This window comes from Flagellimonas lutaonensis (assembly GCF_000963865.1).
GTDB lineage: Bacteria > Bacteroidota > Bacteroidia > Flavobacteriales > Flavobacteriaceae > Flagellimonas_A > Flagellimonas_A lutaonensis.
The window spans coordinates 1,735,701-1,761,250 of sequence record NZ_CP011071.1 but is presented as its reverse complement, the minus strand read 5'-3'; the positions used below and the strand labels follow the sequence as shown (position 1 = coordinate 1,761,250).

General features: G+C 45.6%; 25 protein-coding genes. 18 read left to right on the top strand and 7 right to left on the bottom strand.

The genetic code is table 11. The annotated features are described in order from the left end of the window. Complete coding sequence (locus tag VC82_RS08210) at nucleotides 1-1,155, bottom strand: serine hydrolase domain-containing protein (protein ID WP_045801941.1); 1,155 nt, start codon at nucleotides 1,153-1,155, stop codon at nucleotides 1-3. Between the two features lie 131 nt (nucleotides 1,156-1,286). Here VC82_RS08210 and VC82_RS08205 point away from each other — a divergent pair, with 131 nt between their 5' ends. The 3 genes from VC82_RS08205 (at nucleotide 1,287) to VC82_RS08195 (ending at nucleotide 3,491) form a co-directional block, all read left to right on the top strand. Beyond that, complete coding sequence (locus VC82_RS08205; RefSeq protein WP_045801940.1) at nucleotides 1,287-2,096, top strand: helix-turn-helix domain-containing protein; 810 nt, start codon at nucleotides 1,287-1,289, stop codon at nucleotides 2,094-2,096. Between the two features lie 300 nt (nucleotides 2,097-2,396). Continuing rightward, nucleotides 2,397-2,819, top strand: coding sequence for a hypothetical protein (locus VC82_RS08200; protein WP_045801939.1), 423 nt, complete (start codon nucleotides 2,397-2,399; stop codon nucleotides 2,817-2,819). A 42-nt stretch (nucleotides 2,820-2,861) separates the two neighbouring features. Then, nucleotides 2,862-3,491: a hypothetical protein gene (locus VC82_RS08195; RefSeq protein WP_045801938.1), complete on the top strand. Its 630-nt coding sequence runs from the start codon at nucleotides 2,862-2,864 to the stop codon at nucleotides 3,489-3,491. Between the two features lie 11 nt (nucleotides 3,492-3,502). Here VC82_RS08195 and VC82_RS08190 read toward each other — a convergent pair whose 3' ends face one another. Both VC82_RS08190 and VC82_RS08185 read right to left on the bottom strand, forming a co-directional pair. Then, a complete protein-coding gene (locus VC82_RS08190) occupies nucleotides 3,503-4,162 on the bottom strand; it encodes an aspartate kinase (RefSeq protein WP_045801937.1) in 660 nt (219 codons plus the stop codon). A 51-nt stretch (nucleotides 4,163-4,213) separates the two neighbouring features. Then, a complete protein-coding gene (locus VC82_RS08185) occupies nucleotides 4,214-4,573 on the bottom strand; it encodes a YraN family protein (RefSeq protein ID WP_045803340.1) in 360 nt (119 codons plus the stop codon). A gap of 169 nt (nucleotides 4,574-4,742) precedes the next feature. Here VC82_RS08185 and VC82_RS08180 point away from each other — a divergent pair, with 169 nt between their 5' ends. From VC82_RS08180 to metG, 3 genes are all read left to right on the top strand, one after another. Next, nucleotides 4,743-6,245, top strand: coding sequence for a DUF1800 domain-containing protein (locus VC82_RS08180; protein WP_045801936.1), 1,503 nt, complete (start codon nucleotides 4,743-4,745; stop codon nucleotides 6,243-6,245). 10 nt (nucleotides 6,246-6,255) lie between these two features. Beyond that, entirely contained in the window at nucleotides 6,256-7,965 is a 1,710-nt protein-coding gene (locus tag VC82_RS08175; RefSeq protein ID WP_045801935.1) for a DUF1501 domain-containing protein, read from the top strand. Nucleotides 7,966-8,182: 217 nt separating this feature from the next. Further along, nucleotides 8,183-10,282, top strand: a complete 2,100-nt coding sequence (gene metG, locus VC82_RS08165; RefSeq protein WP_045801933.1) for a methionine--tRNA ligase — start codon at nucleotides 8,183-8,185, stop codon at nucleotides 10,280-10,282. Between the two features lie 13 nt (nucleotides 10,283-10,295). On the opposite strand, the gene VC82_RS08160 is transcribed toward metG, so the two are convergent. Continuing rightward, entirely contained in the window at nucleotides 10,296-11,249 is a 954-nt protein-coding gene (locus tag VC82_RS08160; protein ID WP_045803339.1) for an L-threonylcarbamoyladenylate synthase, read from the bottom strand. A 91-nt stretch (nucleotides 11,250-11,340) separates the two neighbouring features. Between VC82_RS08160 and VC82_RS08155 the strand changes: the two genes are divergently transcribed. The 3 genes from VC82_RS08155 to VC82_RS08145 all read left to right on the top strand — a co-directional run bounded on the left by VC82_RS08155 (nucleotide 11,341) and on the right by VC82_RS08145 (nucleotide 13,701). Then, nucleotides 11,341-12,243 carry a histone deacetylase family protein gene (locus VC82_RS08155; RefSeq protein WP_045803338.1) on the top strand — a complete coding sequence of 301 codons (903 nt, stop codon included), beginning with the start codon at nucleotides 11,341-11,343 and terminating at the stop codon, nucleotides 12,241-12,243. 30 nt (nucleotides 12,244-12,273) lie between these two features. Beyond that, on the top strand, nucleotides 12,274-13,113 hold the full coding sequence (locus VC82_RS08150; protein ID WP_045801932.1) for a phosphatase PAP2 family protein: 840 nt from the start codon (nucleotides 12,274-12,276) through the stop codon (nucleotides 13,111-13,113). A 66-nt stretch (nucleotides 13,114-13,179) separates the two neighbouring features. Beyond that, the gene (locus VC82_RS08145; RefSeq protein WP_045801931.1) at nucleotides 13,180-13,701 is read left to right on the top strand and encodes a ferritin; all 522 of its coding nucleotides are present in this window, start codon (nucleotides 13,180-13,182) and stop codon (nucleotides 13,699-13,701) included. 249 nt (nucleotides 13,702-13,950) lie between these two features. Here VC82_RS08145 and VC82_RS08140 read toward each other — a convergent pair whose 3' ends face one another. Together VC82_RS08140 and VC82_RS08135 are read right to left on the bottom strand one after the other, a co-directional pair. Next, nucleotides 13,951-14,355 carry a hypothetical protein gene (locus tag VC82_RS08140; protein ID WP_045801930.1) on the bottom strand — a complete coding sequence of 135 codons (405 nt, stop codon included), beginning with the start codon at nucleotides 14,353-14,355 and terminating at the stop codon, nucleotides 13,951-13,953. Between the two features lie 130 nt (nucleotides 14,356-14,485). Continuing rightward, entirely contained in the window at nucleotides 14,486-14,818 is a 333-nt protein-coding gene (locus tag VC82_RS08135) for a single-stranded DNA-binding protein (RefSeq protein WP_045801929.1), read from the bottom strand. A 658-nt stretch (nucleotides 14,819-15,476) separates the two neighbouring features. Here VC82_RS08135 and VC82_RS08130 point away from each other — a divergent pair. The 6 genes from VC82_RS08130 (at nucleotide 15,477) to VC82_RS08100 (ending at nucleotide 21,235) form a co-directional block, all read left to right on the top strand. Then, nucleotides 15,477-15,896 (top strand): DUF6326 family protein, encoded by a 420-nt coding sequence (locus tag VC82_RS08130; RefSeq protein ID WP_045801928.1) that lies wholly within the window; start codon nucleotides 15,477-15,479, stop codon nucleotides 15,894-15,896. Between the two features lie 250 nt (nucleotides 15,897-16,146). Beyond that, nucleotides 16,147-16,440: a GNAT family N-acetyltransferase gene (locus tag VC82_RS08120; RefSeq protein ID WP_045801926.1), complete on the top strand. Its 294-nt coding sequence runs from the start codon at nucleotides 16,147-16,149 to the stop codon at nucleotides 16,438-16,440. Nucleotide 16,441: 1 nt separating this feature from the next. Beyond that, complete coding sequence (locus VC82_RS08115) at nucleotides 16,442-16,864, top strand: (4Fe-4S)-binding protein (protein WP_045801925.1); 423 nt, start codon at nucleotides 16,442-16,444, stop codon at nucleotides 16,862-16,864. A gap of 64 nt (nucleotides 16,865-16,928) precedes the next feature. Further along, the gene (locus tag VC82_RS08110; RefSeq protein ID WP_045801924.1) at nucleotides 16,929-17,624 is read left to right on the top strand and encodes an SIMPL domain-containing protein; all 696 of its coding nucleotides are present in this window, start codon (nucleotides 16,929-16,931) and stop codon (nucleotides 17,622-17,624) included. A gap of 86 nt (nucleotides 17,625-17,710) precedes the next feature. Then, complete coding sequence (locus VC82_RS08105) at nucleotides 17,711-20,863, top strand: VPS10 domain-containing protein (RefSeq protein WP_045801923.1); 3,153 nt, start codon at nucleotides 17,711-17,713, stop codon at nucleotides 20,861-20,863. An 18-nt stretch (nucleotides 20,864-20,881) separates the two neighbouring features. Further along, nucleotides 20,882-21,235 (top strand): DUF2116 family Zn-ribbon domain-containing protein, encoded by a 354-nt coding sequence (locus VC82_RS08100; protein ID WP_045803337.1) that lies wholly within the window; start codon nucleotides 20,882-20,884, stop codon nucleotides 21,233-21,235. A gap of 136 nt (nucleotides 21,236-21,371) precedes the next feature. Here VC82_RS08100 and VC82_RS08095 read toward each other — a convergent pair whose 3' ends face one another. Beyond that, nucleotides 21,372-21,842, bottom strand: coding sequence for a CBS domain-containing protein (locus VC82_RS08095; protein ID WP_045801922.1), 471 nt, complete (start codon nucleotides 21,840-21,842; stop codon nucleotides 21,372-21,374). A gap of 159 nt (nucleotides 21,843-22,001) precedes the next feature. Here VC82_RS08095 and VC82_RS08090 point away from each other — a divergent pair, with 159 nt between their 5' ends. The 3 genes from VC82_RS08090 (at nucleotide 22,002) to VC82_RS08080 (ending at nucleotide 25,545) form a co-directional block, all read left to right on the top strand. Next, complete coding sequence (locus tag VC82_RS08090) at nucleotides 22,002-24,245, top strand: M28 family peptidase (RefSeq protein ID WP_245615860.1); 2,244 nt, start codon at nucleotides 22,002-22,004, stop codon at nucleotides 24,243-24,245. Further along, entirely contained in the window at nucleotides 24,238-25,047 is an 810-nt protein-coding gene (locus VC82_RS08085; protein ID WP_045801920.1) for an SDR family oxidoreductase, read from the top strand. The genes VC82_RS08090 and VC82_RS08085 overlap by 8 nt, the downstream gene beginning before the upstream one ends. A 123-nt stretch (nucleotides 25,048-25,170) precedes the next feature. Next, the gene (locus tag VC82_RS08080; RefSeq protein ID WP_045803336.1) at nucleotides 25,171-25,545 is read left to right on the top strand and encodes a hypothetical protein; all 375 of its coding nucleotides are present in this window, start codon (nucleotides 25,171-25,173) and stop codon (nucleotides 25,543-25,545) included. Nucleotides 25,546-25,550 lie beyond the last annotated feature (5 nt).

Below are 25,550 nucleotides of genomic sequence, written 5' to 3'. Positions count from 1 at the left end.
TTAAAAAGTCTTATACACTTGCCTCACAAATTCCCCAATCTTAGAGGGTTCCAACCAACGGGTGACGATGACAAGACCATTTTGCTGGTCGATGACAATAAAGTTGCCGCCAAAGCCTGCGGCATAAAAAACGTGCTCGGGCACGCCCTCCCAATGGCGATCGCCCTCCTTTTCGTTCAACCACCACATATAGCCATAATTGACGTTGGGTACTGAGGGCGTAGTGGCCAGTTCAATCCATTCTTTGCTGAGCAGCTGTTGGTTGTTCCATTGACCGTTGTTGAGAAAGAGCAGACCAAAACGGGCCATGTCTTCGGTGCTGATGAACATGCCCGCCCCTGAGTGGCCGCCGCCCGTGACCGATTGCATTTTGAGTCCGTCGATGGTCGTCCACGCATGGTCATAGCCATACCAACGCCATGTGGTCGAGGCACCAATTCGGTCCATTAGCTTTTCTTTGAGCACCAACGGCAACGGTTTTCGCCAAACATGGGTCAACGAATAGGCCAAAACGTTCACCCGTACATCGTTGTACTCCATCACCGTGCCCGGTTCTTGGAGTTTACGGAACTTCCAATCATCGAGGCTGCCCTCACGTGGAGGTCGGTCGGCCCAATCTTTGAGTCCCCAGAGTTCGCCCGACCAATCGGAATTTTGCTGCAAAAGATGCTCCCAAGTGATTTTATTGTTGTGCTCGCCATCAAAAGTACCATCCCAAACATAATTTCCCACTTTGTCGTTGACATCTGCAATCAGCTTGGCATCCACGGCCAAACCGGCCACGGTCGAGAGAAAGCTTTTGGTGACACTAAAGGTCATATCGACCCGTTTGGTATCGCCCCAAGAAGTGACAAGGTATCCGTTTTTGAGAATCATTCCCGCAGGGGCACCCCGTTTTTTGGTAGGCCCAAGAATTTCATGAAAAGGCTCCCGTTCGAATCCCTTTAGAATCGCTTGGCGTAAATCTTTGCTTCCTGAATATTCGTTTTGCAGAGCAAAGTTGACCGCATCTTGCAGAACGGATTCGTTATAAGTGCTTTTTTCAAACTTTTTCCAATCGGCATTCCGTTTGGGGAAATACATTTCTTGTCCAAATACTGGCAAGAAAACCAACAGTATGAATTTTAAAAGGATAGCTTTAACAGTGATTTTCATATGAATAAAACTCTTTGATAATAAAGGTCAAGATACCAAATGTCGGGTGAATGTCGGGGTAAAATAACCAAAGTTCTTTGCTTACCTTTTGTTTTGCCCATATCATTGTCGTGCATTTGTAAACAATTGAGATGAAACAACCTGAACTGGGACTCAAAATAGAGGCCCTTCGAAAAGAAAAGGGACTCACCCAAGAAGAATTGGTAGAACGCTGCAACATCAATGTACGCACTTTACAGCGTATTGAAAATGGTGAGGTTACCCCAAGAAGTTATACCGTAAAGACCATTCTATCGGCCCTTGATGAGGACTATGAAACACTTCAAGTAACGGAAGACCAAAACCCTGATTTCGTATTGAACGTCTCAAAAAAAGAGGCCAAATCGGTACATACTTTGCTCACCTTGGCCATGGTGTCGGGTGTTTTGTATTTAATCACCAGTTCGATGGAGGGTGTCATCGACTATTTCAGGTTTTACGAAGATGAATTGGTGTTTGGCACCATTGGCTCAGTAGTGCTCAAAATTTTCTCTATGCTCTTTTATGCCGCCATGGTCTACGGATTTCTCATTTCAGGAAAACTGCTCAAAAACTATTTGATGAAGATTGCCTCAGTACTCCTATTAATAGGCTGTGTGCTATTCTATCTATTTGATATTGTTTCCTTTTTCAACGACTTCCTAACATTTGAAGTGGTCATATTGGCAGAGGCCATCAGTTGGGGCACGTTGGGCATTCTGTTCGGGATCTCAATCATAAAAACGAACAAAATCATGCGTCCTCTCAGCTTTTTCGCAGGAGGTATGGAGGTACTGGCATCATTCTTTTTGTTGACCGTGGTATTATCACTGCTTGGTTGGATATTGCAGTTACCCGCGGTTATTCTAGAAGTGCTCTTTCTATATAGGGTCAGTCAGCGGGTCAAACAAGGTAACCACTAACACCTGTATAACTGATATCGGATTCTCCTTCATTTTTAACCGAAAAATGAGATTAACAACTTTTTGACCCACCCCTGAATTTAGATAAAAAATAAATTAGGGAAAGAATTGACTCACTATCTGCCTGATTAAAATTCGAGATTTAAAATAATCCGCTGACAAGCAAGGCATTAAAAATGACCATCCTTTTTTAATAAATTTTAATAAGAACTCTCTGTTGATAAAATAAGAATAATTGTCAAGTGATTTCTCTCTAGAATTATATTTTAGCTCGAAAATTTTAACCAAAAACAGTTATTTATGAAAAACAGAATTTCCATTTTCTTTGCGGTTTTATTCCTAAGTTTTCAACTGACAAGTTGTGGTGTAATGTTTGGTGGAAGCCGTTATAATGGCACCTTTATAGCCCATGGCAGACCCAATGCAGACATCTACATCAATGGTGAAAAAGCTGGTCAGGGTCAAGTTACAAAGATGTTGAAAAGGGATAGGCCTGTTAAGGTAGAAATCAAGGAAGAAGGCTGTGAGCCCATAACCAAAAATTTTGATAATACCTTCAGAACCGGAAATTTCATTTTAACTGTAATTTCTTGGGGCATCTTGGGCATCGGAGTGGATTTGGGAACAGGAGCTGCTTACAAGCCTGATCATAGGAACAATCCTTCCATTGAGAAACTTACCGATAAAAATTTCAGGTTTTCCATTGAATCAACATGTGAATAAAAATAGAAGGGCCTCCGGGCCCTTTTTTATCATTATTCAAAAATGAGAATCAATTTTCGTCTTCTTACTTCATGCATTCTTTACGTGCAACTTTTTACTGGCTGTGCATCTGGTTATGATCTTGGTGGCCCTGAAAATGCCAATTTTGTCTCCAATACTTCAGAAAGTGGCCTTAAACTCTATTACAAATACGATGTTTTAAGTGGTAAGTATGCAAAAAAAGAGCTTAGGAATGGCATCAAGGTCATCGCGGTCAAGATTATCAATACTGCCGAAAAAGATTATGTCTTTGGAGAAAATGTAGTGTTGCAGTATGATAATGGGGATAATGTGCATATTATGGACAGTCAAGCCGCTTATAAAAGTTTAAAGCAAGGTTCTGCTATTTATCTCCTATATCTATTGTTGACTCCGGTGAATCTTTACACCTACACAACTGATTCCTATGGAATTGAAGAAACAACAAATTCCATTCCCATTGGCTTGGTACTTGGGCCTAGTATGGCCGGTGGAAACATAATTGCTTCAGGTTCGGCAAATAAAAAATTCAAAATGCAGCTAAGCGAGTTTGACATAATGGGTGCTCCTATTAAAAAAGGGGAAACCATTTATGGCCTTATCCCTATCAAAGCAGGAAGGTTCGATGCACTTACTTTAAAAATTGCCAACTAGAACAGCATTTACTACAACGTCTTCAAATCCTTGATGGTCTTAAACGCCACATCAACCTGTTCATCGTTGACCAAAATGGTAAACTCGTTGGTGGTCGAAATCACCTCGTAGAGCACAATGCCCTCCCAGGCCAGGCGCTGAAAAATGAAGTAATAGATACCGGGCACCGAAACATTCTCGGCAGGCAGTTTTACCGTGACAGAGGATAGGTTTTCGGCCTTTTGTGTGCAGCGTTCGTTTTTGAACAGTTCCTCGACCGTTTTATCGAGGCTGTTGCTCACCACAATATTGATCTCGTTGACCCCGCGTGAAGAGGTATAAAAAATGTCTTGGTTTTTGTGTACCTCTTCCAACAACTTGGCCTGTTTGGCCAAGATGGTCTCTGACGACAAAAAGGTATAATCGGACAGGTTTGACCGCACCGTGATCTCGCCAATGTTCTTGAGCACCTTTACAATTTTGTGGGTGGCCCGAAACTCAAGATCATCTGACAGGCGCTTCAAGGCCATGACGATGGCCCCGTTGCGCACCTCTTTGCCCAACTCTTCTTCAATCTCTGGTTTTACAATACGCGATAGTGAGGTAAGGTTGATGATGCCCTGCGCCAAGGCACTCTGCAAAAAGGGCTTCTTTTTAATGTAATGCTCCACTACGGCCGAAATGGTCTTCATTGACTAAAATTTGCAACAAAAATAACATAATGTTAAAAATAAAACAAATGGTTAGAAATGATAGAAAGCATCCTTGATGTGATCCAGTTCGAACTGTTTTCCGTTTTTGAGAATGGTAATGATGTCGAAGCGTACCTCTTCATCAAAATTGTTTGCGGTCATAAAGGCATCTGCCGTGGCCACGAGCAACTTGATTTTTTTTTGGTTCACCGTTTCAGCAATGATTTCCAAGAAGTCAGAACTGCGCGATTTGACCTCAACAATGGCCATGATACCATCTTTTTTGGCGATGATATCGAGTTCGCCCTTTAGATAACGGAAGTTTCGCTGCACGATTTCATATCCTTCCTTCACCAAAAAATCAACGGCCAACTGCTCTCCGAGCTTTCCAAATTCGTTGTGTTTGCCCATAAACATTGAAAAATAGAAAAAAATATATGCAGTTCATCGAAAAATTTGACAGTTCACCGCCAAAACTGCGTTAACATTGTACATTTAAACCGCAATAAACCCTTAACCACCCGTTAAAGCACATAGTTAACCCCAAAGACTATGAATATGTTTAACGCCGAACTTTGCTATGGAATTCTTTGTTAATTGCAACACCTCAACCTTAGCGCCGTACACAACTCCCTTAGACAATCTAAGGGCGCAGCACCTATATCGTAGATTAGGTTTCAGCGCATCGGTTCAAACAATTGATCAAGCTGTGGGCCAAACGGCCGACACCTTGGTAGACCAACTAATCAACGAGGCAGTCAATATGGCTCCCATCGCCCCACCTGCCTGGGCCGATTGGACCAACGCCAACTACCCCGCAGACGATGACCTGGCCCGCCAACTGCGCAGGGCCCAGCGTGATGAGTTTGCGACCGCATATGGCAATGCCTTGTTGAACAACAACCTTAGAGACCGCCTCAGTTTCTTTTGGAGCAACCATTTTGTAACCGAGCTGGATGTATACGAGTGCAATTCATTTCTCTATTACTACATTGATTGCCTGCAGCGCAATGCCATTGGCAACTTCAAGACCTTTGTAAGTGAGATAGGGTTGACCAGTGCCATGCTCTATTATTTGGATGGTGCCTACAACAACGGCAACAACCCCAATGAAAACTATGCCCGTGAGCTGTACGAACTTTTCACTTTGGGCGAGGGCAATGGCTATACGGAACAGGATATTATTGAAACAGCCCGCGCCTTGACCGGATACGTGGAACGTGGCGAGGTCGGCTGTACCCAAGTGACCTTCAGAGCCGATAGACATGATGCCGGCAGTAAGACCATTTTGGGCCAGACCGGTAATTGGGGCTATGACGATGTCATCGACATTCTCTTTGCACAGCGACCCAATGAGATTGCAGGCTTCATCTGCAAAAAATTGTACGAGTTCTTTGTGCATCCCGATTCCGATGCGGCAGAAGCGCAACCCATCTTGAACGGTATGGCAAGCACCTTTATCTCTAACAATTTTGAGATAGCACCGGTGCTTTCACAGTTGTTCAAGAGCCAGCACTTTTTTGATGAGACCGCCATCGGTGTCATCATCAAAAGCCCTTTTGACCTGTACCTTAACTTTATCAAGGAGTCGAACTTCGCCTATGACGATGGCACCGTTATCAATGCCATCGATGCCTGTAGGCTCATCGGTCAAGAAATGTTCGACCCTGTTGATGTGGCGGGTTGGCAGCGCGATCGCCAATGGATCAACACCAACTTTATCATTGGCCGTTGGCTAACGATGGAAGTGTTCTTGGAGCGTTTCTTTCAGGCCGACCCCGAACAGTTCAGAACCTTGGCCATGGATGCCGTTGGCCCTGCCGATAGCAACACCAGCAATCCTGAAACGGTGGTGAGGGCCTTGGTCAATAAGTTTACCCCAAAAGGATTGTTGACAGATCAAGATTTTGAAAATGCCATGGATGCCTTCAAAATCGACGATGTACCCGAAAATTACTATTCGCCCGACTATACCCCCGGCGGATTGAGTTTATGGATGCTTGCCGTGAGCATGGAAGTGCCCACCCAAGTTTACGTTTTACTGCGTCATCTGTCAAGAGAACCCGAGTTTCAATTAAAATAATCCTACTGCTATGTGCGATACACACCACAACCACGATATAGAACCCCACAAAGGCCTAGAACATGAGGGCCATGACGTTGAACACAAGGCATGGAGCCGCCGCTCGTTCATTCAAGCGTTGGGCATTGCAGGCTCTGGTTCGATGATGCTCGGCAGCAACCTGCTTTCTGCTTCGGCCCCATCGCCATTGACCGCGGCCATTGCCGATGCCGAAACCGACAATATTCTTGTGTTGATCCGTTTGAACGGCGGTAATGACGGTTTGAGCACCGTCATACCGATTCAACAGTACGATACCTATGCCAATGCCAGGCCGAACATTTATATTCCTGAAAGTAAGATTTTGAAGCTGACCGACGATTTCGGCGTGCCCACCTACATGAACTCGTTGGAACCCATGTGGGGCGAAGGCCAGTTCAAGGCGGTACACGGTGTCGGTTATGAAAACCAAAGCCTTTCGCACTTTACGGGATCTGATATTTATGCCAATACCGATTTGACCACCACTGGTTTTGACGGTTTGAACACAGGATGGATGGGAAGGCATTTTGAGGATTGTTATCCCGATTATTTGATCAATCCGCCAGAGGCTCCCGCCGCGATACAGATCGGAAGCATCTCGAACCTGGTCTTTCAAGGTGAGGAAACCAATTACGCCTTTGTGACCAACAACATAGACCAACTGGAAGAGATTGCCCAGACCGGATTCTTTTATGATCTCGACAACAGTCTGTTCGATAGTTGTATGTATGGCGACCAGCTGCGTTTCTTGCGCGGTGTGGCCAACACCACCTATGAATATGCCGGTAAGATACACGAGGCCTATATGCGGGGCCAGAACCAAGTAGAATACCAAGACAACGGCTTTGCCCGTCAGTTGGCCCTTTTGGCCCGCTTGATCAAGGGCAATTTGGGTACCAAGGTCTATATGATCTCAATGGGTGGTTTCGATACCCACGGTAACCAGCCGTTGGCCCACGAGCGATTGATGTCGAATTTATCAATTGCAATCAATAACTTTTACGAAGACTTGGGCTTTACCGAGCAAGATGGCCAGGTATTGAGCATGACCTTCTCTGAGTTTGGCCGAAGAATTTTTGAAAACGGATCCAACGGTACCGACCACGGCAAGGCGGCCCCGACCCTGTTCTTCGGATCAGGCTTGAACGGTAGTGCCTTTGTGGGTGAACACCCCTCTTTGGATAACCCGAACGGTCGTGGCAATCTAGAATATACCATGGACTTTAGGGACCTTTATGCCACCGTATTGGCAGAATGGCTCTGTGTGCCAATCCCCAAAGTGGAACAGCATTTGTTGGACCACCCCTATAACCCGGTCAATCTTGGGTTTAACTGCAGCGGTGTGGAGTTTCCTGATATTGCCTACGATGACGAGCCGCCGACACTGCCCGATACGCCTCCAGGCGAGGGTATGGATCCAGACCCCGAGTTGGCCAATCAAATTATTCATAGACCTTACTATCCTACGGAAAGAAATCCGCATATCTACCTAGAAATGCCTTTTGCCGCCCATGTTGACATACAACTGTACAATATTTTGGGCCAAAACGTGGGTACGGTCTTTAACGAAATGATGCTCGAGGGCTCAGCCGAGATCAATATACGAGAGCGCATGCGCGGAAGCTTGTCTACCGGTAAATACATCTACCGAATTCAGGTAGCTGACCAGAAGATGAGTAAATCTGTCATGATCATGTAAGCCTTGGCTTGCATTTCCAGAATCCTCCGATTGTGCAGTCCCCCACCCCAATTTGGGCTACATAATTCGGAGGTTTCTTTTTTTGGCCCCACCCGCATCCTGAACGTTATCGGAACCCCTCTCATGTTCCACCGGAGACTTTCTGCAATATCCTTTCGAACAAACCATCCATCTACTTCAACTATTTCAGTATTTTTGGGGCCTAATTGAACACTCAATGGCCCAAAAACGCTATACCCTTACCGCGGCACTGCCCTATACAAACGGCCCTATACACATTGGCCATTTGGCAGGTGTGTATGTGCCCGCAGACATTTACGCCCGGTATCTTCGTTTAACAGATAACGACGTACTGTTCATTTGTGGAAGCGATGAACATGGGGTGGCCATCCCCATGAAGGCAAAAAAAGAAGGGGTCTCGCCGAAAGAGATCATTGACAAATACCATGACATCATCAAAAAATCATTTGAAGCTTTTGGTATCTCTTTCGACAACTACTCACGCACCTCGGCTGACATACACCACAAGACCGCCTCAGATTTCTTCAAGAAGCTGTATGAACAGGGTGATTTTATTGAGGAGGTTACCGAACAGTTATATGATGAGGAAGCACAACAATTTTTGGCCGACCGTTTTGTAGTGGGCACTTGTCCGAAATGCGGCCACGAGGAAGCCTACGGCGACCAATGCGAAAATTGCGGTTCATCTTTGAACGCCACAGACCTCATCAATCCGAAATCAACCATCACAGGCGCCGTACCCACCCTAAAAAAGACCAAGCACTGGTTTTTGCCGTTGGACAAATACGAGGGTTTTCTAAAAGATTGGATTCTTAAGGGCCATAAAAACGACTGGAAACCCAACGTATATGGGCAATGCAAATCATGGATAGACGACGGTCTCAAGCCGCGGGCCGTGACACGAGATCTCGATTGGGGCATACCCGTACCCGTACCCGATGCCGAAGGCAAAGTACTCTACGTCTGGTTCGATGCCCCTATTGGCTATATTTCATCGACCAAAGAATGGGCCGAGCGCGAGGGTAAAGATTGGGAGCCCTACTGGAAAGACAAAGACACCAAACTATTGCACTTTATCGGCAAAGACAATATTGTATTCCACTGCATCATCTTTCCCTGCATGTTGAAGGCCCATGGCGATTTTGTCTTGCCCGAGAATGTACCCGCCAATGAATTCTTGAATTTGGAGGGCAATAAGTTATCGACCTCCAAAAACTGGGCGGTTTGGCTGCATGAATATTTGCAGGAATTCCCAAACATGCAAGATGTACTGCGCTATACCCTCACCGCCAATGCACCTGAGACGAAAGACAATGACTTTACCTGGAAAGATTTTCAGGCCCGCAACAACAACGAATTGGTGGCCATTTTTGGCAATTTCATCAACCGTGTCGTCGTCTTGACGCATAAATATTACAACGGGGTGGTTCCTGGGCCAAATCACTTCACTGATGTTGACCAACAGACACTAGAGGCCCTGCGGAACTTTCCGAAAAAGTTGGGTGATTCACTGGACCGATACCGTTTTCGCGAGGCAAGCCAAGAGTTGATGAACTTGGCCCGGCTCGGCAATAAATATTTGGCAGACGAAGAGCCGTGGAAACGTATCAAAACCGATGAAGAACGGGTGAAGACCATTATGTTCACAGCCCTTCAGATAGCTACAGGCCTGGCCGTGCTGAGCGAACCGTTTTTACCGTTCACATCATCGAAGCTTAAAAACATATTAAACGTCAGTTCGGGTGATTCCGCAAATCGGAATCGTACCCGCCCGCCGGACGGGCAGGTCGAGAACAACTGGAATGACGTTTCCACAAAAGAAATTCTGCTGCCCGCCGGTCACCAGATCAACCAGAGCGAACTGCTGTTCAGAAAAATCGAGGACAAGGAAATCGAAGCACAGCTTGCCAAACTTGAAGCCGTAAAGAAATCAAATCAACAAATGGAAACAAGCATCTCTCCACAAAAAGAAACCATTGCCTACGATGATTTTGCCAAACTCGATATGCGGGTGGGCACCATTGTATCGGCAGAAAAAATGCCCAAGGCCGATAAACTTTTGGTCTTACAGGTAGACACAGGGCTTGACACGCGTACCATTGTTTCCGGAATTGCCGAAAGCTTTAAACCGGAAGAAATCGTAGGCAAAAAAGTGACGGTTTTGGTGAACCTGGCCCCAAGAAAGCTACGGGGCGTTGAAAGCCAGGGTATGATTTTGATGACCGAAAATGAAGCGGGCAAATTGGTCTTTGTAAACCCTGATGAAAGTGTCCCAAATGGGAAAATCATCAGCTAGTCAAGAATACTGTCTAGTTCCCTGCCCTTTCCAACCGATCGTTGATGCTGATTCCCAGACCTTTATCGGGTAGGCGTTCGGCAATGATCACCTCCAAGCCCACGGTATCCAATTGATGTAGTGCATCGAACAGGTTTTTTGCCGCCTCTTCCAAACTCTTGCTCTTTGAAAGCACCTTCACTACAGTTGCCTTTGGGTAATCATCCGTATAAAAAGACAACACCCCGATTTTTTCAAATTCAGTTCGGGAGAGGGCTTTTTCAAGATTGTCTGTCAGTATCAATTTCGTTCTGGGCGAATAATGTTTCAACAACATGCCGGGGGCCTCAGGGGCCTTTTCGTTCTTCAACACCAATTTTACCGCACCCACACATTGCTCGATGGCCTCAATGGGTACACCGCCCTTTCTATAAATAATGGGCGTTTCCCCATCAAAACCCACGATGGTCGATTCGAGGCCCACCGTACACGGACCTCCATCCAAGACCGTGACCGTATCACCAAAATAATCGGCCACATGTTGGGCCGAGGTGGGGCTCACCCTGGTAAACGGGTTGGCACTGGGTGCCGCTACTGGAAAGTCCAGCCCTTTCAACAATTCCAATGTAAGGGGGTGGTTTGGCATGCGGATGCCTACAGTTTCTTTGCCCGCGGTGATTAAATCGCTTATGGTGTCTTGCTTCGGCAGTATCAAGGTAAGCGGACCCGGCCAAAACTTCTCGGCCAACTTCAGGGCATTTTCGGGGACATGTGCAGCCAATTTTGACAGTTGGCCGATATCATGTATGTGCACGATCAACGGGTTGAACAACGGCCGGCCCTTTGTTTCAAAGATCTTTTTGATTGCAGCCTCATCGTAGATATTGGCGGCAAGGCCATACACCGTTTCAGTGGGTATGGCCACCAATTCTCCTTGGTGCAGAAGCTGGCGGCAATTTGCTATATCTGTAGTGATCCCGCTCGACATAGGCTGCAAAGGTATGACAGCAAAAACAATGCACAACATATTGCTGTCGGTTTCAGCTGAAAGATGGATATTTGAAAAAATTGCGGTCGGTTTGCTCAAAATAGCCTATCATCCCATTTACTGTCATCCATTACCTGTGGGGCATCGCTTTCCGATGATCAAATATGAGCTATTGCCCGAACAACTGTTGCATGAGGGTACGTGCTGTGATGATAATTTCTTTGAACCTGAATTTCCTGATGATGACCATATTCTGGCAGCACATGATGGCAACTACTATCAAAAACTGACTGCCCTGCAATTGAAGCCCAGTGAAGTGCGAAAAATAGGCTTTCCCCTGTCGCGCGAGCTGGTCAAGCGCGAACGGATGATTGCCCATGGCACCATAAAGGGATGCCGGTTTGCTCTTGAGCATGGCATTGCCATGAACATCGCAGGCGGCACGCACCATGCCTACAGCAACCGTGGTGAGGCCTTTTGCATGCTGAACGATCAGGCAATCGGGGCCCGATATCTCTTAAAATCCGGTTTGGCAAAAAAAGTGCTGGTCGTCGATCTTGATGTGCACCAAGGGAACGGTACCGCCGAGATTTTTCGGGATGACCCGGCAGTCTTTACCTTTTCGATGCACGGTCGTGGAAACTATCCCTTTAAAAAGGAAACGTCTGACCTCGACATCCCACTTGAAAAAGGAACTGGTGACGGTGCGTATCTTTCGATTTTGAACGAAACACTCCCCAGACTTATCGAGCAGGTCGAACCGGACTTTATTTTTTATCTCTGCGGTGTAGATGTACTAAAGTCAGACAAACTCGGTACTTTGGGCATGAGTGCCCAGGGCTGTGCGGCACGTGACCGGTTGGTGCTTGAAACCTGCAAAAAAAACGCCATACCCGTGCAATGCAGCATGGGAGGTGGCTACTCGCCCGACATCAAAACCATTGTCGAGGCCCATGCAAACACCTACAGGTTGGCACAAGAAATTTATTTTTAGCCCTATATTGAAACACAAATGCCAAAGCCGATGAAAACAGCCATGCCCCTATTACTTGCCCTTTTTATCTTTCAGGTGAGCGCACAAAAAGCGCCCGTTCAAAAACAGCGCACCCTGTGGAATGACTTCACCTATGACATGGGCAGCATGTTCGGGGGAATCGGGCATGCCTACAGTCGCCCATTTCACTGGAAGGGCGATGATTGGGCCCGATTTGGCTACACCGCTGCCGGTACCGCACTGCTGTTTACTATTGATGATGAACTGGACGATTGGGCCAATGGCATTCGGGGCGATGTGCCGCAATTCGTCAAAGATTACGGAAACAGGTTTGGCAACCCTGACAACAACTATATGCTCACAGGAGGTATCTATGCGGTGGGACTCTTCACCAAAAATGAAAAATTACGGAGAACAGGGGTATTGCTCATGGCCTCGGCCACAGCCGGGGGCTTTCTGCAACAGGTCACCAAACGGATCATCGGAAGGGCCCGTCCACGAAGTGGTGATCCATCCAGCACCTATGATCTCTTTCACCTCGACCGGGTCTTCAATTACGATTCGTTCTTTTCGGGCCATACGATGTTGGCCTTTACCAATGCCTATGCCATCGCCAAACAGTTCAAGAATCCCTGGGTGAAAGCAGGTATCTACACCGTGGGCATGGTGCCCGGTTTCGTTAGGGTGGTAGACCGTTTTCATTGGGTCTCCGATGTGGCATTCAGCGCAGTACTGAGTATCTTTATCGTGGAATCAATCGATAAATACCTTGACAAAAAATACAGCGAAAAGTACAACGACCAAAGCAAAGATGTAAGCTGGCACCTGTCTTTCGGGCCAAGAAAAATGGGCGTGGTCATTTCTTTTTAATTCGACCCTGTAAAAAGTCTGTACAACTCAATCATTTTGTAATTTTATAGTATAAAACCCACCGATATGTTATCAAAAAAAGTTGAAAAAGCACTCAACAACCAAATACGGATTGAAGCAGAATCATCGCAAGTGTACCTTTCAATGGCCTCATGGGCCGAAGTAAAGGGATTGGAAGGCATAGCGGGCTTCATGTACGACCATTCTGATGAAGAACGCATGCACATGCTCAAACTCATCAAATATGTGAACGAACGGGGCGGCCACGCACAAATATCTGAACTGAAGGCACCCAAAACGGAGTTTGGCACCTTTCAAAAGATGTTCGAAGAGCTGTACCAACACGAAATCTTTGTGTCGAAAAGCATCAACGATATTGTGCACATAACCTTGGAAGAAAAAGACTATGCCACCCATAATTTTCTGCAGTGGTACGTTTCTGAGCAGATAGAGGAAGAAGCGCTTGCCCGCACCATATTGGACAAGATCAGTTTGATTGGAAACGACAAGGGAGGCCTTTACCTTTTTGACCGTGACTTGCAACAGATCAATGTTGAAAGTGCGGCCTCCAACATGGGCGGTGAGTAATTGTTTATAATTTCTTTATTTAGATTTATTAAAAATAATTAGCTTTGCCAATCGTTATTGCTTTTCGATGGGCAAAAAGAAAAAGGACAAGAAGAAAAACAAGAAAGCGCTCTTAACAAAGATGTCGCCAAAAAAATGTAAGTCAAAGTGCTGTGAAAAGTACAAAAAGGGCGAGCATAAGCGCTGCAAGCGTTGCCCTTGTTTTGATTTGCTGAAAAAGGTAGCTTAGGCCCCACGTTGCAGGTGGTCTCAATTCTTTCCCTTGGGTTCTTTCGGCTCTGCGGTATAGGCCATTATATCTTCAGCTTCGCCGTTCACCATGTAAAACGAGGCAGTTCGAAAATACTGTTCGCTATGGCCGCAATGTGTACCACAGATTTTTTGATGGGCCCTATAGGCCGAGCCCTTGCTGTTCAAGTATATTTGATATGCCTGTGGGTCGTTTTCGGCCAAGTGCCGCTCAAAGGTCTTTTGGTCTGTCCAAAAATCAATCTCGTCCTCAATGGCCATTTTTGGTAGCGTATGCTCGTACATGGCATCGGCATGTGCCAATTCAGCATAAAACCTATGACCCCTTTCAATGGGGTTCACCTGCGACCACACCCCTACCGGAAGGCAGATCAGGAAGATGATATGGACAGCGGTGCGCTTCATGAACAGGCTTTTTCTGTTAGACGAGCAAAGAGGTATTTCGTTGCATGGTACTACCTTAAGTTATTGTTAAATCGGCAGCATAAAAAAGAAAAGGGGCAAAATGCCCCTTTTATCGATGTCTGTTGTCAAATTACTTTCCCAACATGAGCAATTCGTTACAGCGAATCTCGGTGATATACCGTTTCTCGCCTTCTTTGGTCTCGTACGAGCGGTGTGTCAACTTGCCCTCGATGGCCACTTGCTTGCCCTTGGTAAGATAGTTTTCGACAATCTCTGCGGTTTTGCCCCAGGCCACAATATTGTGCCATTGGGTCTCCTCCACTTTCTCTCCTTTGGCGTTTTTGTAATAATCGCTGGTGGCGATGGAAAACTTGGCAAGCCTATTGCCGTTCTCCAATGTCACGATTTCGGGGTCTTGCCCCAAGTTACCAATCAACTGTACTTTGTTTTTAAGCGCGTTCATCTTTCTAATTTTTAAGGTTAAACAGTCAATGCAATCGAATGTCCATCATCCGACAGGGCAAACATAGAACTGTGGGGAAAAAAGATTCGGTCAGGAAGCACTTATTTTCGTTTGTAAACGTTTGTAGTCGTTTGAAAACTTTTAACAACTAGCTGTCCTTTTTTCAAAAAGGACGTATTGTACGTTTGAGAAAAATAAAGAAACAAAAACACTTTTTGGTGTATTCTAGAATAAAATAAGCCCCATAAATTGGGATTAAAAAACGAAGAATGTGATGTTAACAAGACCGTCAAACAGATAACGGCTGAAAGTTAAGCTAGGGCTAGATTCATAACCTAGAATCCTATACACTCCAAAACATCACTTCTGAAATCCTGTTACCGCAGGTAGCCCTGTTAGAGATACAGCCGACATACCAAGTCGAAAACTGGTCTCTGGCGGGGCTTTTTCATTATAAATTTACCATAAAATGATATAATTATTGGCACTCCCCTTGTCAAGATAAAACTGTTATCTTTTCGCTACTTGTTCCACTTTGTTCATTGTTGCCAAACAAACTGAAATGGTAATAACCATTTAATTTCAGACAACCATTCGAAAAGATTTTGCGTCTTTATAAATAGATATATGAATAATTGAACTTTAAAACCAAAAGAATATGTTAGAAAACCCAAAAGTGAATATAAAAATCAAACTTGCTTCATTGTGGGCTTCAGCAACATTCTGCTATTTATATGGTGACTATTTTGAGTTATATACCCCCGGCAAAGTGAATAGTTTGCTCACAGGTGAGAATATTTTGGATAGTCCCAACAAACTATTTATAGCGACGATAATACTAGCAATTTCATCAATAATGGTCGCTCTTTCAATCATACTTAAAGCAAAAATAAATCGAATACTGAATATTCTATTTGGTTTATTATTTACTCTTATGATGCTATTTATTGGATTTAGTTCGAATACTGAATGGTACAGATTTTACGTTTTTCTGGCATTTTTGGAAAGTATTATTACTTGTCTGATTGTTTGGCATGCTTGGAAATGGCCAAAAATCACTTCAGAAAATAAATACTGAAAAGCCAGTTCCAAACTTAAGACGTACTTAGCTTATTGCGGTTAAGTCCCCAATCGGAATTCATCGCAATTTGCTATCTTTCGGTTACGGCGGAAAACCATAGCTGATTTTCCGTAACGAAGCCATACATGAGACTGCAGTCAACTGAAAGGCCATCTGCAATCATATAACCCCAATCTTTAAACCTTATCTCACCAATCCCCTGTTTGCCCAACAATTCGTATCTTTTGTACATATTCTCTAAAGAGCAATGGAGCACCATCTCATCGACAATACAGAAAAAAAACAATACGAATTTCAGGTTGGCGGCCATACGCCCAAAATCGAATATATCAAGGCCCAAGACAAAATCTACCTGACCCATACCGAAGTGGCCAAAGCACTCGAGGGCAAGGGCATTGGCTCTGAACTTGTCAGACAAGTATTGGAAGACATCAAAAAGAACGACCTTACCCTTATTCCGCTATGCCCATTTGTGGCAGGTTATATCAAAAAACACCCAGAGTGGCGCGAACTGGTCTTGAAAGGGATAAACATCGCATAATATGGAAAAGGAAATTGTAAAAGAGTACAGCAATGGTGAGTTGACCGTTATATGGAAACCCAAAAAATGCATCCACTCAGAGATTTGTGTAAAGACCTTGCCCGAGGTGTACAGACCCAATGAAAAACCATGGATAAAACCTGGGAACGCCACAATCGACCAATTAAAGGACCAAATATCAAAATGCCCTTCTGGTGCACTGACTTATTCAATAAAAGGAGAAATAGAAATGGAAGAAACCAAAATCACCGAATGTAATATCGTAGAAAATGGCCCTCTATTGGTAAGCGGCGACCTAAAAGTAACCTTGGCCGATGGCACGGTAGAGACCAAGAAAAGGTCCACCGCATTTTGTCGTTGCGGTGCCTCAAGCAACAAGCCCTATTGCGACGGTTCACACAAAGAAATCGGGTTTGAAGGTTGAATGTTTTTGTAACCCCCAATACTTTGGCATCGGATTTGCGCTTGTTTGATTAAAAACCAGTAACATGAAAAATGTACTCTTAGTCCTTACTCTTTTAGCAATGGCACCAACAACCTTTTCACAATCGAAAAATTTTTTGGATGTACCCTATCTCGAAACATCGGCCCGTGTCGATACCTTGGTGACCCCAGACAAAATTTATTTGAGCATCACCATTCAAGAAAAAGATTCGCGTGGGCGCAAATCGGTCGAGGAACAAGAGAACAAAATGGCACAGCGGTTGAAAGCCTTGGGCATTGATATTGACAAGCAATTGGTGATCAAAGACCTGAGCAGCAACTTCAAAAAATATTTTTTGCGGGGGAAGGAAGTGCTCAAAAGCAAGCAATATTCCCTATTGGTCTACGACGGACTTACTACGGGCAAGGTAATGGCCGCCCTTGAAGACCTCGACATTGCCAACACCTACCTCGAAAAGACCGAGTATTCAAAAATGGATGAACTCGAGCTCGAACTGAAAAAGCGGGCCGTAAAAAAGGCCAAACAAAAGGCTGTGGCGCTCACCGACCCATTGGGACAAAAAGTGGGGCCTGCCATCCATATTGTTGACCACTCACAACCCTACTATCCCCGATACAACCAACCGCGCATGCAAACCATGGCAAAAATGGACATGGCCGAAGCAGAACCATTGGACATCGATTTTGAAAAAATCAGGGTAGAGACCACAGTAAACATCAAATTTAGGCTGATCGAGTAATCACCTACCTATGGGCAACGGCCAATGCCGTAAATATGGTTTGAATTGTTATCTTGCTTAGTGTTAACCAATTCAGATAACCGACCATGAAAATGCTTCGCATTGCCTTGTTGCCATTTTTGCTCATCACACTCTTAGTACCCGCACAAAAACGTAAAAAGAAAGCAACGGCCCCTAGCATTGTTTTGAACGATTCGCTCTACACAGGGTTGAAATGGCGCAATATCGGCCCTTTTCGTGGTGGGCGAAGTGTCGCCGCAACGGGTGTCGTCGGGCAGCCCATGACCTACTATATGGGCACTACGGGCGGTGGCATCTGGAAAACGGTCGATGATGGCATCACCTGGAAGAATATATCCGATGGACAATTGGGCACGGGTACCGTGGGCGATATTGCGGTTTCAGAAAGTAACCCCAACATTATTCTGGTGGGCATGGGCGAACATGCCGCCAGGGGGGTCATGACCTCAATGGGCGACGGGGTCTACAAATCCACCGATGCGGGCAAAACATGGAAACACATGGGTTTGGATGAGACCCGACATATTTCAGATGTCATTATCCACCCCAAAGACCCCAATATTATGTTCGTGGCTGCCCAAGGGGCACAGTACGGGCCTTCTAGCGAACGCGGAATTTACCGTTCGCAAGACGGCGGTTCCACATGGCAACGCGTGCTTTATGTGGATGAGAACACTGGGGCATCTTCGTTATCGATGGACATGACCAACCCCTTGATCCTGTACGCCGCCATGTGGCAGCATCGACGATACCCTTGGACCATGGAGTCGGGTGGCCCATCCTCTGGCCTCTATAAATCCACCGACGGTGGCACTACCTGGCAACGGCTTGAAGAAGGGCTTCCCAAAGCATTTGGCAAGGCGGGCATCTCCGTTTCAAGGGCAAATCCTGAACGGGTTTTTGCCGTTATCGAAGCCGAAGGTGAAAAAGGAGGCGTTTATCGAAGCGATGATGCAGGTAAAAAATGGGCACAAATCAACAAAGACCGTATCAACATTGCCCGTTCTTGGTACTACATGGAAATTTTTGCCGACCCCCAAGACGAGAATGTTGTGTATGTGCTGAATGCGCCCGTTACCAAATCCATTGATGGTGGTAAATCGTTTGTGCCCGTGTCCACGCCACATGGAGACAACCATGATCTATGGATACATCCTAAAGACAACAATGTCATGATCAACGCCAACGACGGCGGTGCCAACGTGAGCAACAATGGGGGCAAAAGTTGGAGCTCCCAACAAAACCAGCCCACGGCACAGTTTTATAGGGTCATTACCGACAACTTGGTCCCTTACAATGTCTATGGAGGGCAACAAGACAATTCTGCCATTGCCATTGCCAGCCGCACCAATGATCAGGGCATTGACTGGAAAGACTGGTACTCGGTGGCAGGCTGTGAAAGTGCCTATCTGGCCTTTGACCCCGATAATCCTGAAGTGGTATTTGGTGGCTGCTACCAGGGCATCATCGAAAAATGGATGAAAGCCTCCCGAGAGGGGAAACCCATCAAGGCCTATCCCGAACTGGGGCTGGGCAAAGTACCTAAAGATTTTAAGTTCCGCTATAACTGGAATGCTCCCATCATCAGCTCGCCCCATGACCGAAACACGATCTACCATGCCGGCAATGTGGCATTCAAAACCCAAGATGGCGGCCATAGTTGGGAAGTCGTGAGTCCAGACCTTACCCGTGACGAGAAAGAAAAGCAAGGCCCGGGTGGAGGGCCGTATACGAACGAGGCCGCAGGAGGTGAAAACTACAACACCATTATGTACCTTGTCGAATCACCCCATGAACAGGGCGTTCTCTATGCAGGCAGCGATGATGGTTTGGTGCACATCACCAAAAATGGGGGTGCCAATTGGGAGAACATCACGCCCCCAAACCTGAAAGAGGGCATTGTCAATAGCATCGAGGTATCGCCCCACGACGCAGGTACAGCGTACATCGCTGTAATGCGGTATAAATTCATGGATTTGAGTCCGTATATTTTAAAAACGACCGATTACGGCCAAACATGGACCAAAATCACCAATGGCATTACCGACAAGCACACCTTTGTTCGTGTAGTGCGGGAAGACAAAAAGAAAAAAGGGCTGCTCTATGCCGGCACGGAAACGGGATTGTATGTTTCGTTGGATGATGGTCAGCATTGGCAGAAATTTCAATTGAACCTACCAGTGGTGCCCATTAACGATCTTACCATTCAAGACAATGACCTTGTGGCCGCAACAGCCGGCCGCTCTTTTTGGATTTTGGATGATCTGGGCGCCATCCAAAACAGTTTCGGCACTGCTGAAACCTTGAAAATCGTACAACCCAAACCAGCGTACCGCATTTTTGGCGGAAGCACCGAAAAACAGGTGCCAGGCTTGGGAGAAAACCCCAAATCAGGCGTTACAATCGATTATTACCTTCCGAAAAAGGCCGATTCAATGGATTTGAAATTGGAGGTTTTGGATAACGGACAGGTCATTCGCACCTACACCGACCAAAAACCAAAAGATTTTACATCATGGCCTGGTGGGCCGCCAAAGCCACAGGTACTTCCCTCCAAAAAAGGGTACAATCGCTTCACTTGGGATTTTAGGCGCGAAGCCATTCCGGCTGTGAACAAGGTTTTTATCTTTGGCAATTATGGCGGTTCTAGGGTGGCCCCGGGCACCTACGACCTGCGACTGACGTTTGGGGGCAAAACCGTGGAAACCAGCGCGACCATTCTGGCCAATCCAACTATCGAGGGCACACCAAGCGATTATGCAGAACAACAGGAAGTTTTGCTCAAAATTGAAAAGACCCTCAAAGAGATGCACGCAGCCGTCAACCAAATGCGCTCGGCCAAAGCACAATTGAAGCACTACGAAAAATTATTGGAAGACCAAGACAAGGCGAAAGAACTGCTTGAAAAAGGCAAGACCTTGATGGAGCGGATCACCGTTTGGGAAGAGAATCTCATTCAGCCCCAGCAAAAGACCTTTCAAGATGTTATCAACTTCAACAACCAACTAAATGCCGATTTCATGCATCTGAAAGATTTTGTGGATGTGGCAGAGCCCAAGGTCACCGAAGGTGCCAAAGAACGCCTGAACGACCTATTGGCCGATTGGGCAGTGTACGAAAAAGAGAAAAATGCCATTGTCAATACCGAAATGCAAGAATTCAACAATCTTTACAAAACCTTGGAATTACCTGCTATTTTGCTACATGACAATGATTGACCAGTGAAAAACGCTATTATGGCAAAACGTGATTGTTTGGAATGCGGCGCCGAAATCCGTGGTAGAATCGACAAAAAATTCTGTTCCGATTACTGTCGCAATGCCTATAACAACAAGTTGAACAAAGACAGCAAAAACCTGATTCGGAATATCAACAACCGATTGCGTAAAAACTATCGGATTTTGGACAGTTTTGAATTGAAAGATGGCAAGACGCGTACCACCAAGACCCGCCTGCTCGACAAGGGATTTGACTTCGAATACATCACCAACCTATATACCACCAAAAAAGGGAGCACCTATTTCTTCGTGTACGACCTCGGATATCTACCCTTGGACAATGACCATTACATGATTGTAAAAAGGGAATAGACCCCTACCAACACTCCTCTAAGGGGAGGGCTATAAGTTTACTGGGGCAGTCTTGTTTCGATAGGAAATATGGTTATGGATAGCTCTATGAATTGCCCAAAAGTTCTACCCTTTGGGGGGAGATAGAGGGGGCTTTTTATTTCCAGTTTGCACCACTAAGTTTCAATGCGGCAATCACCACATCTTTGCGGCTTATCTGACCTACCAATAAACCATCTTTCATCACTGGAAGCCTTCTTCGGTTATGCCGATCAAAAACTCCTGCAGCATCAAAAATGCTCATGTCATGCGGAATGGTCTCAACATTCTTGGACATAAAGCGTTCCACGCTCTTGTCAAGAATTGGTTGGTTGAAATAACGGCTTTCTGAAATTTGTTTCATACAGTCAGCCTCAGAAATGATCCCGACCAAAAATCCGTTGTCATCCATAACAGGTCCACCAGAGATATGGTACTTGGCAAAAGCCTCCATAACCTCCAATATTGATTGGTCTGGTGAAAAAGTGACCAATTTTTTCGTCATATAGTCCTCCACCAAAATAGGGACATCATACCCCTTTTTGGGATCGACTTTCGCTCTAGCTCCTTGAAAACTCTTGATTCCCATGTTGATTTGGTTTAAGGGTGATTAATAAAGTTAGTGAATTTTAACGAAATATTTAAATTTTTCGCAGTATAATATGTCATCCCTTTATACTTTTATCTACTTATAACCCAGTATAGCTGTATGAAACTTTCTAGAACCTTAGGCCTCTTATTGCTGCTTATGGCTACATATGCCAGCTTTAAAGTGCTGATGCCCGATTACCGTGCCGACTTGGAAAGTGCCAAAACCGATTTCTCTGTTGATAGGGCATTGGAGCATGTCAAGAACATGTCCCAAGAACCCCATGCGGTGGGGTTCAAGGCACATGCAACGGTACGGCAATACATTTTGGCCGAACTTAAAAAAATGGGGTTGGAAACCTTTACCCAAGAGGGCTATACCGCCGGCGACTGGGGCAACTTGAGCAAAGCGATCAATATTTTGGCGAGGATAAAAGGTTCTGGCAATGGCAAGGCACTGGTTGTAATGTCGCATTACGACAGTAGTCCGCATTCATCATTGGGCGCCAGTGATGCCGCTAGCGGGGTGGCCACCGTTTTAGAGGGCATCAGGGCATTTTTGGAAAGCGGTAAAACGCAAAAAAATGATGTCATCATACTCCTTACCGACGCTGAAGAATTGGGCCTTAACGGTGCCGACCTTTTCGTAAACCAACATTCATGGGCCAAAGATGTGGGGCTGGCACTGAATTTTGAGGCTCGCGGCAGTGGCGGCCCCAGCTATATGCTCATTGAGACCAATCGAGGTAATGGCACTATGATAGCAGAATTCACAAAGGCCAATCCGAGATATCCCGTGGCCAATTCATTGGCATATAGCATCTACAAAATGTTGCCCAATGATACGGATCTTACGGTTTTCAGGGAAGATGGTGATATTGAAGGCTTTAATTTCGCCTTTATCGACGACCATTACGACTATCATACAGCTCTTGACAACTACAGTCGCTTAGACAGGGAGTCTTTGGCCCACCAAGGCAGTTATCTCATGCCGCTTTTAACACATTTTGCTGATGCCGACCTGACCCATCTCAAAAGTCTTGACGACTTTGTGTATTTTAATGTTCCGGTGTTTGGCCTTGTTACTTATCCCTTTGAGTGGATTTGGCCCATGTGGGGCCTCGCCGTGGTGTTGTTTCTGGTGCTTTTGGCCTACGGTTTTAAAAAAGGCGTGCTCGACCTAAAATCGGTCTTTATCGGTTTTGTGCCGCTTATCTCCACTTTGGCCATTAATGGTCTTGTGGCCCATTTCAGTTGGCCTGCGCTCAAATGGTGGTACCCCGGTTTTAAAGACATCTTACACGGGTTCACTTATAATGGCCATACCTACATCTATACCTTTGTGTTTCTATCGTTGGGCATTTGTTTCTTGGCGTACTATCAGGTTCGAAAAATAGACAAGGCCAATCTTCTGGTGGCCCCTGCGGTCATATGGCTGGTCATTTGCTTTCTGGCAAGTACCTACCTAAAAGGAGCCAGTTTTTTTATACTTCCCGTATTCGGATTGCTGGCCGGACTCTTGGTGCACATCAACCAAAAAAAGCCGAATGCCTTTTTATTGGTGTTTTTGGCTTTGCCCGCTGTCTGTATTTTTGCTCCATTCGTTAAAATGTTTCCTGTGGGACTCGGACTCAAGATGATGGCAGCCAGCACACTCTTTGTTACCCTTGCATTTGCCCTGGCCCTGCCGTTTTTTGTTGAACTGAAGAACAAATGGCGTTTTGGGTTGTTGTTTCTGCTCTTGTTTGCGGCTTTCAGCATCGCGGCCCACATCAATTCCGACTTTACCGAAGAAAGCCCCAAACCAAGCAGTTTGCTGTATGTTTACGACATAGATGCAGAAAGTGCAAATTGGGCCACGTACGATAAACAGTTGATCGACTGGAATGCACAATTTTTCGGAGACCGTTTGCAAGAGGTCGACAAAAGCCAGATCAAAACCATCGCCAGCAAATATGGCTCGTCGTTCACTTACACTTCTGAGGCCCCGGCCAAAGCGTTGAAATATCCAGAAATCGATGTGGTCATAGACACCTTGATCGGTGCAGACCGCCACCTCGAAATATGTGTCGCGCCCCAGCGCCCGGTCAACCGCCTAGATGTGTTCACCAACGACACCCCCATATCAGCGGCCACTGTCAACCAAATACCACTTTCTGAACATTACCTCAACAACAGGAGGAACGGTAAATTGGTGACGCACTTCATATCCAACAACGACTATACAGAACTGGCCCTCATCTATCCCAAAGATGCTATTTTGGAACTTGTTTTCTATGAATCTTCGAACGACTTGTTGAACCATCCACAATTTTCGGTGCCCGACCGGCCCGACACGAGCATTCCCATGCCTTTTGTGCTCAACGATGCGATTATGACCATCAAGACCTTGAGGTTTGAGTAAGTGTATCGGTATTTTGGGCTGTGGTTGGCTGGGGCTTCCCTTGGCCTCTGCCCTGCAGAAAGATGGCCATTCGGTCAAAGGCACCACCACCTCGCCTGCAAAGCTGGATATGCTCACAAAGCAATCAATCGATGCCCATGTGGTGCAACTAAACCAAGAGCGGGCGGATGGCACTTTGGCCGCATTTTTAGAAGGCCTTGACACCCTTGTGGTGAACGTGCCCCCAGGCCTTCGGAAGGGTAATTCTGGAAACTACATGAAAAAAATAAGGCAATTGGTCGCCCCTGTCGAGCGCTCAGCCATACGACAACTTCTGTTCGTGAGCAGCACTTCGGTCTACGGTAGCGCCAGTGGGGAAATCACAGAAGATACACAACCACTACCCATCACAGAATCGGGCAAACAGCTTTTGGCTGTTGAAAAACTATTGTTCTCCACTAAAAGTTTCAAGACCACTGTGGTTCGCTTTGGCGGTTTGATCGGGCCTGACAGGCATCCTGTCCATTTCCTTTCAGGGAAAAAAAATCTGCAAAACGGACACGAAACGGTAAACCTCATCCATTTAGAGGATTGCATTCATATGATTAGAACCATCATCGAAGAAGGGTATTGGGGCGAGATTTTTAATGGGGTCTATCCCCACCATCCTACCAAGGCGCAGTACTACACCAACGAGGCCAAAAACCGGGGGCTGATACCCCCCTTATATGAACCAGAATTCTCAGAAAAGACTAAAAAATCAATAATTAACAAGAATTTTCTTATTAAAGGACATCGTTTATACACCTCTATAGCATCGTAATTCACCACTAAAATAACAATATTGACAACATTTATATGTTTTTTATGTTAATTACAATATTGAATTTCAACAAGTTACAGTCATAGTAGGTACCTTTATGGTAGTAAATTAAATGGTATGGTCATGGAAACTTCAAGATTGACTACGAGAATCTTGACGGAAACGGAAAAATTGATTGCCGAAAGTTGTGCCTCGAACACTCTTGATGAGAAGTCCATTGCACTGCATAAACTTATCATCAAGAAACATTACAACGCAGCCGATGTCGCCATTGATTACGAAAGACAGCGGATTAAAATGGATGTCATTATCAGCGAGGAGGATTACGATCCGAAAACGGTCAATCTGGCACTGGCAACCGTTCCTGTCAACATGTTCTTCAAGAACCTTTGCGATTTCTTGAAATCATGTCTTGAGAAAGACGTGAAGAGTCTGGCGTTCTATGCGCGAATTCTGATGCAATATGCCAATAAGAATGTGGCATTGCCTTCCTTTTAAAATCA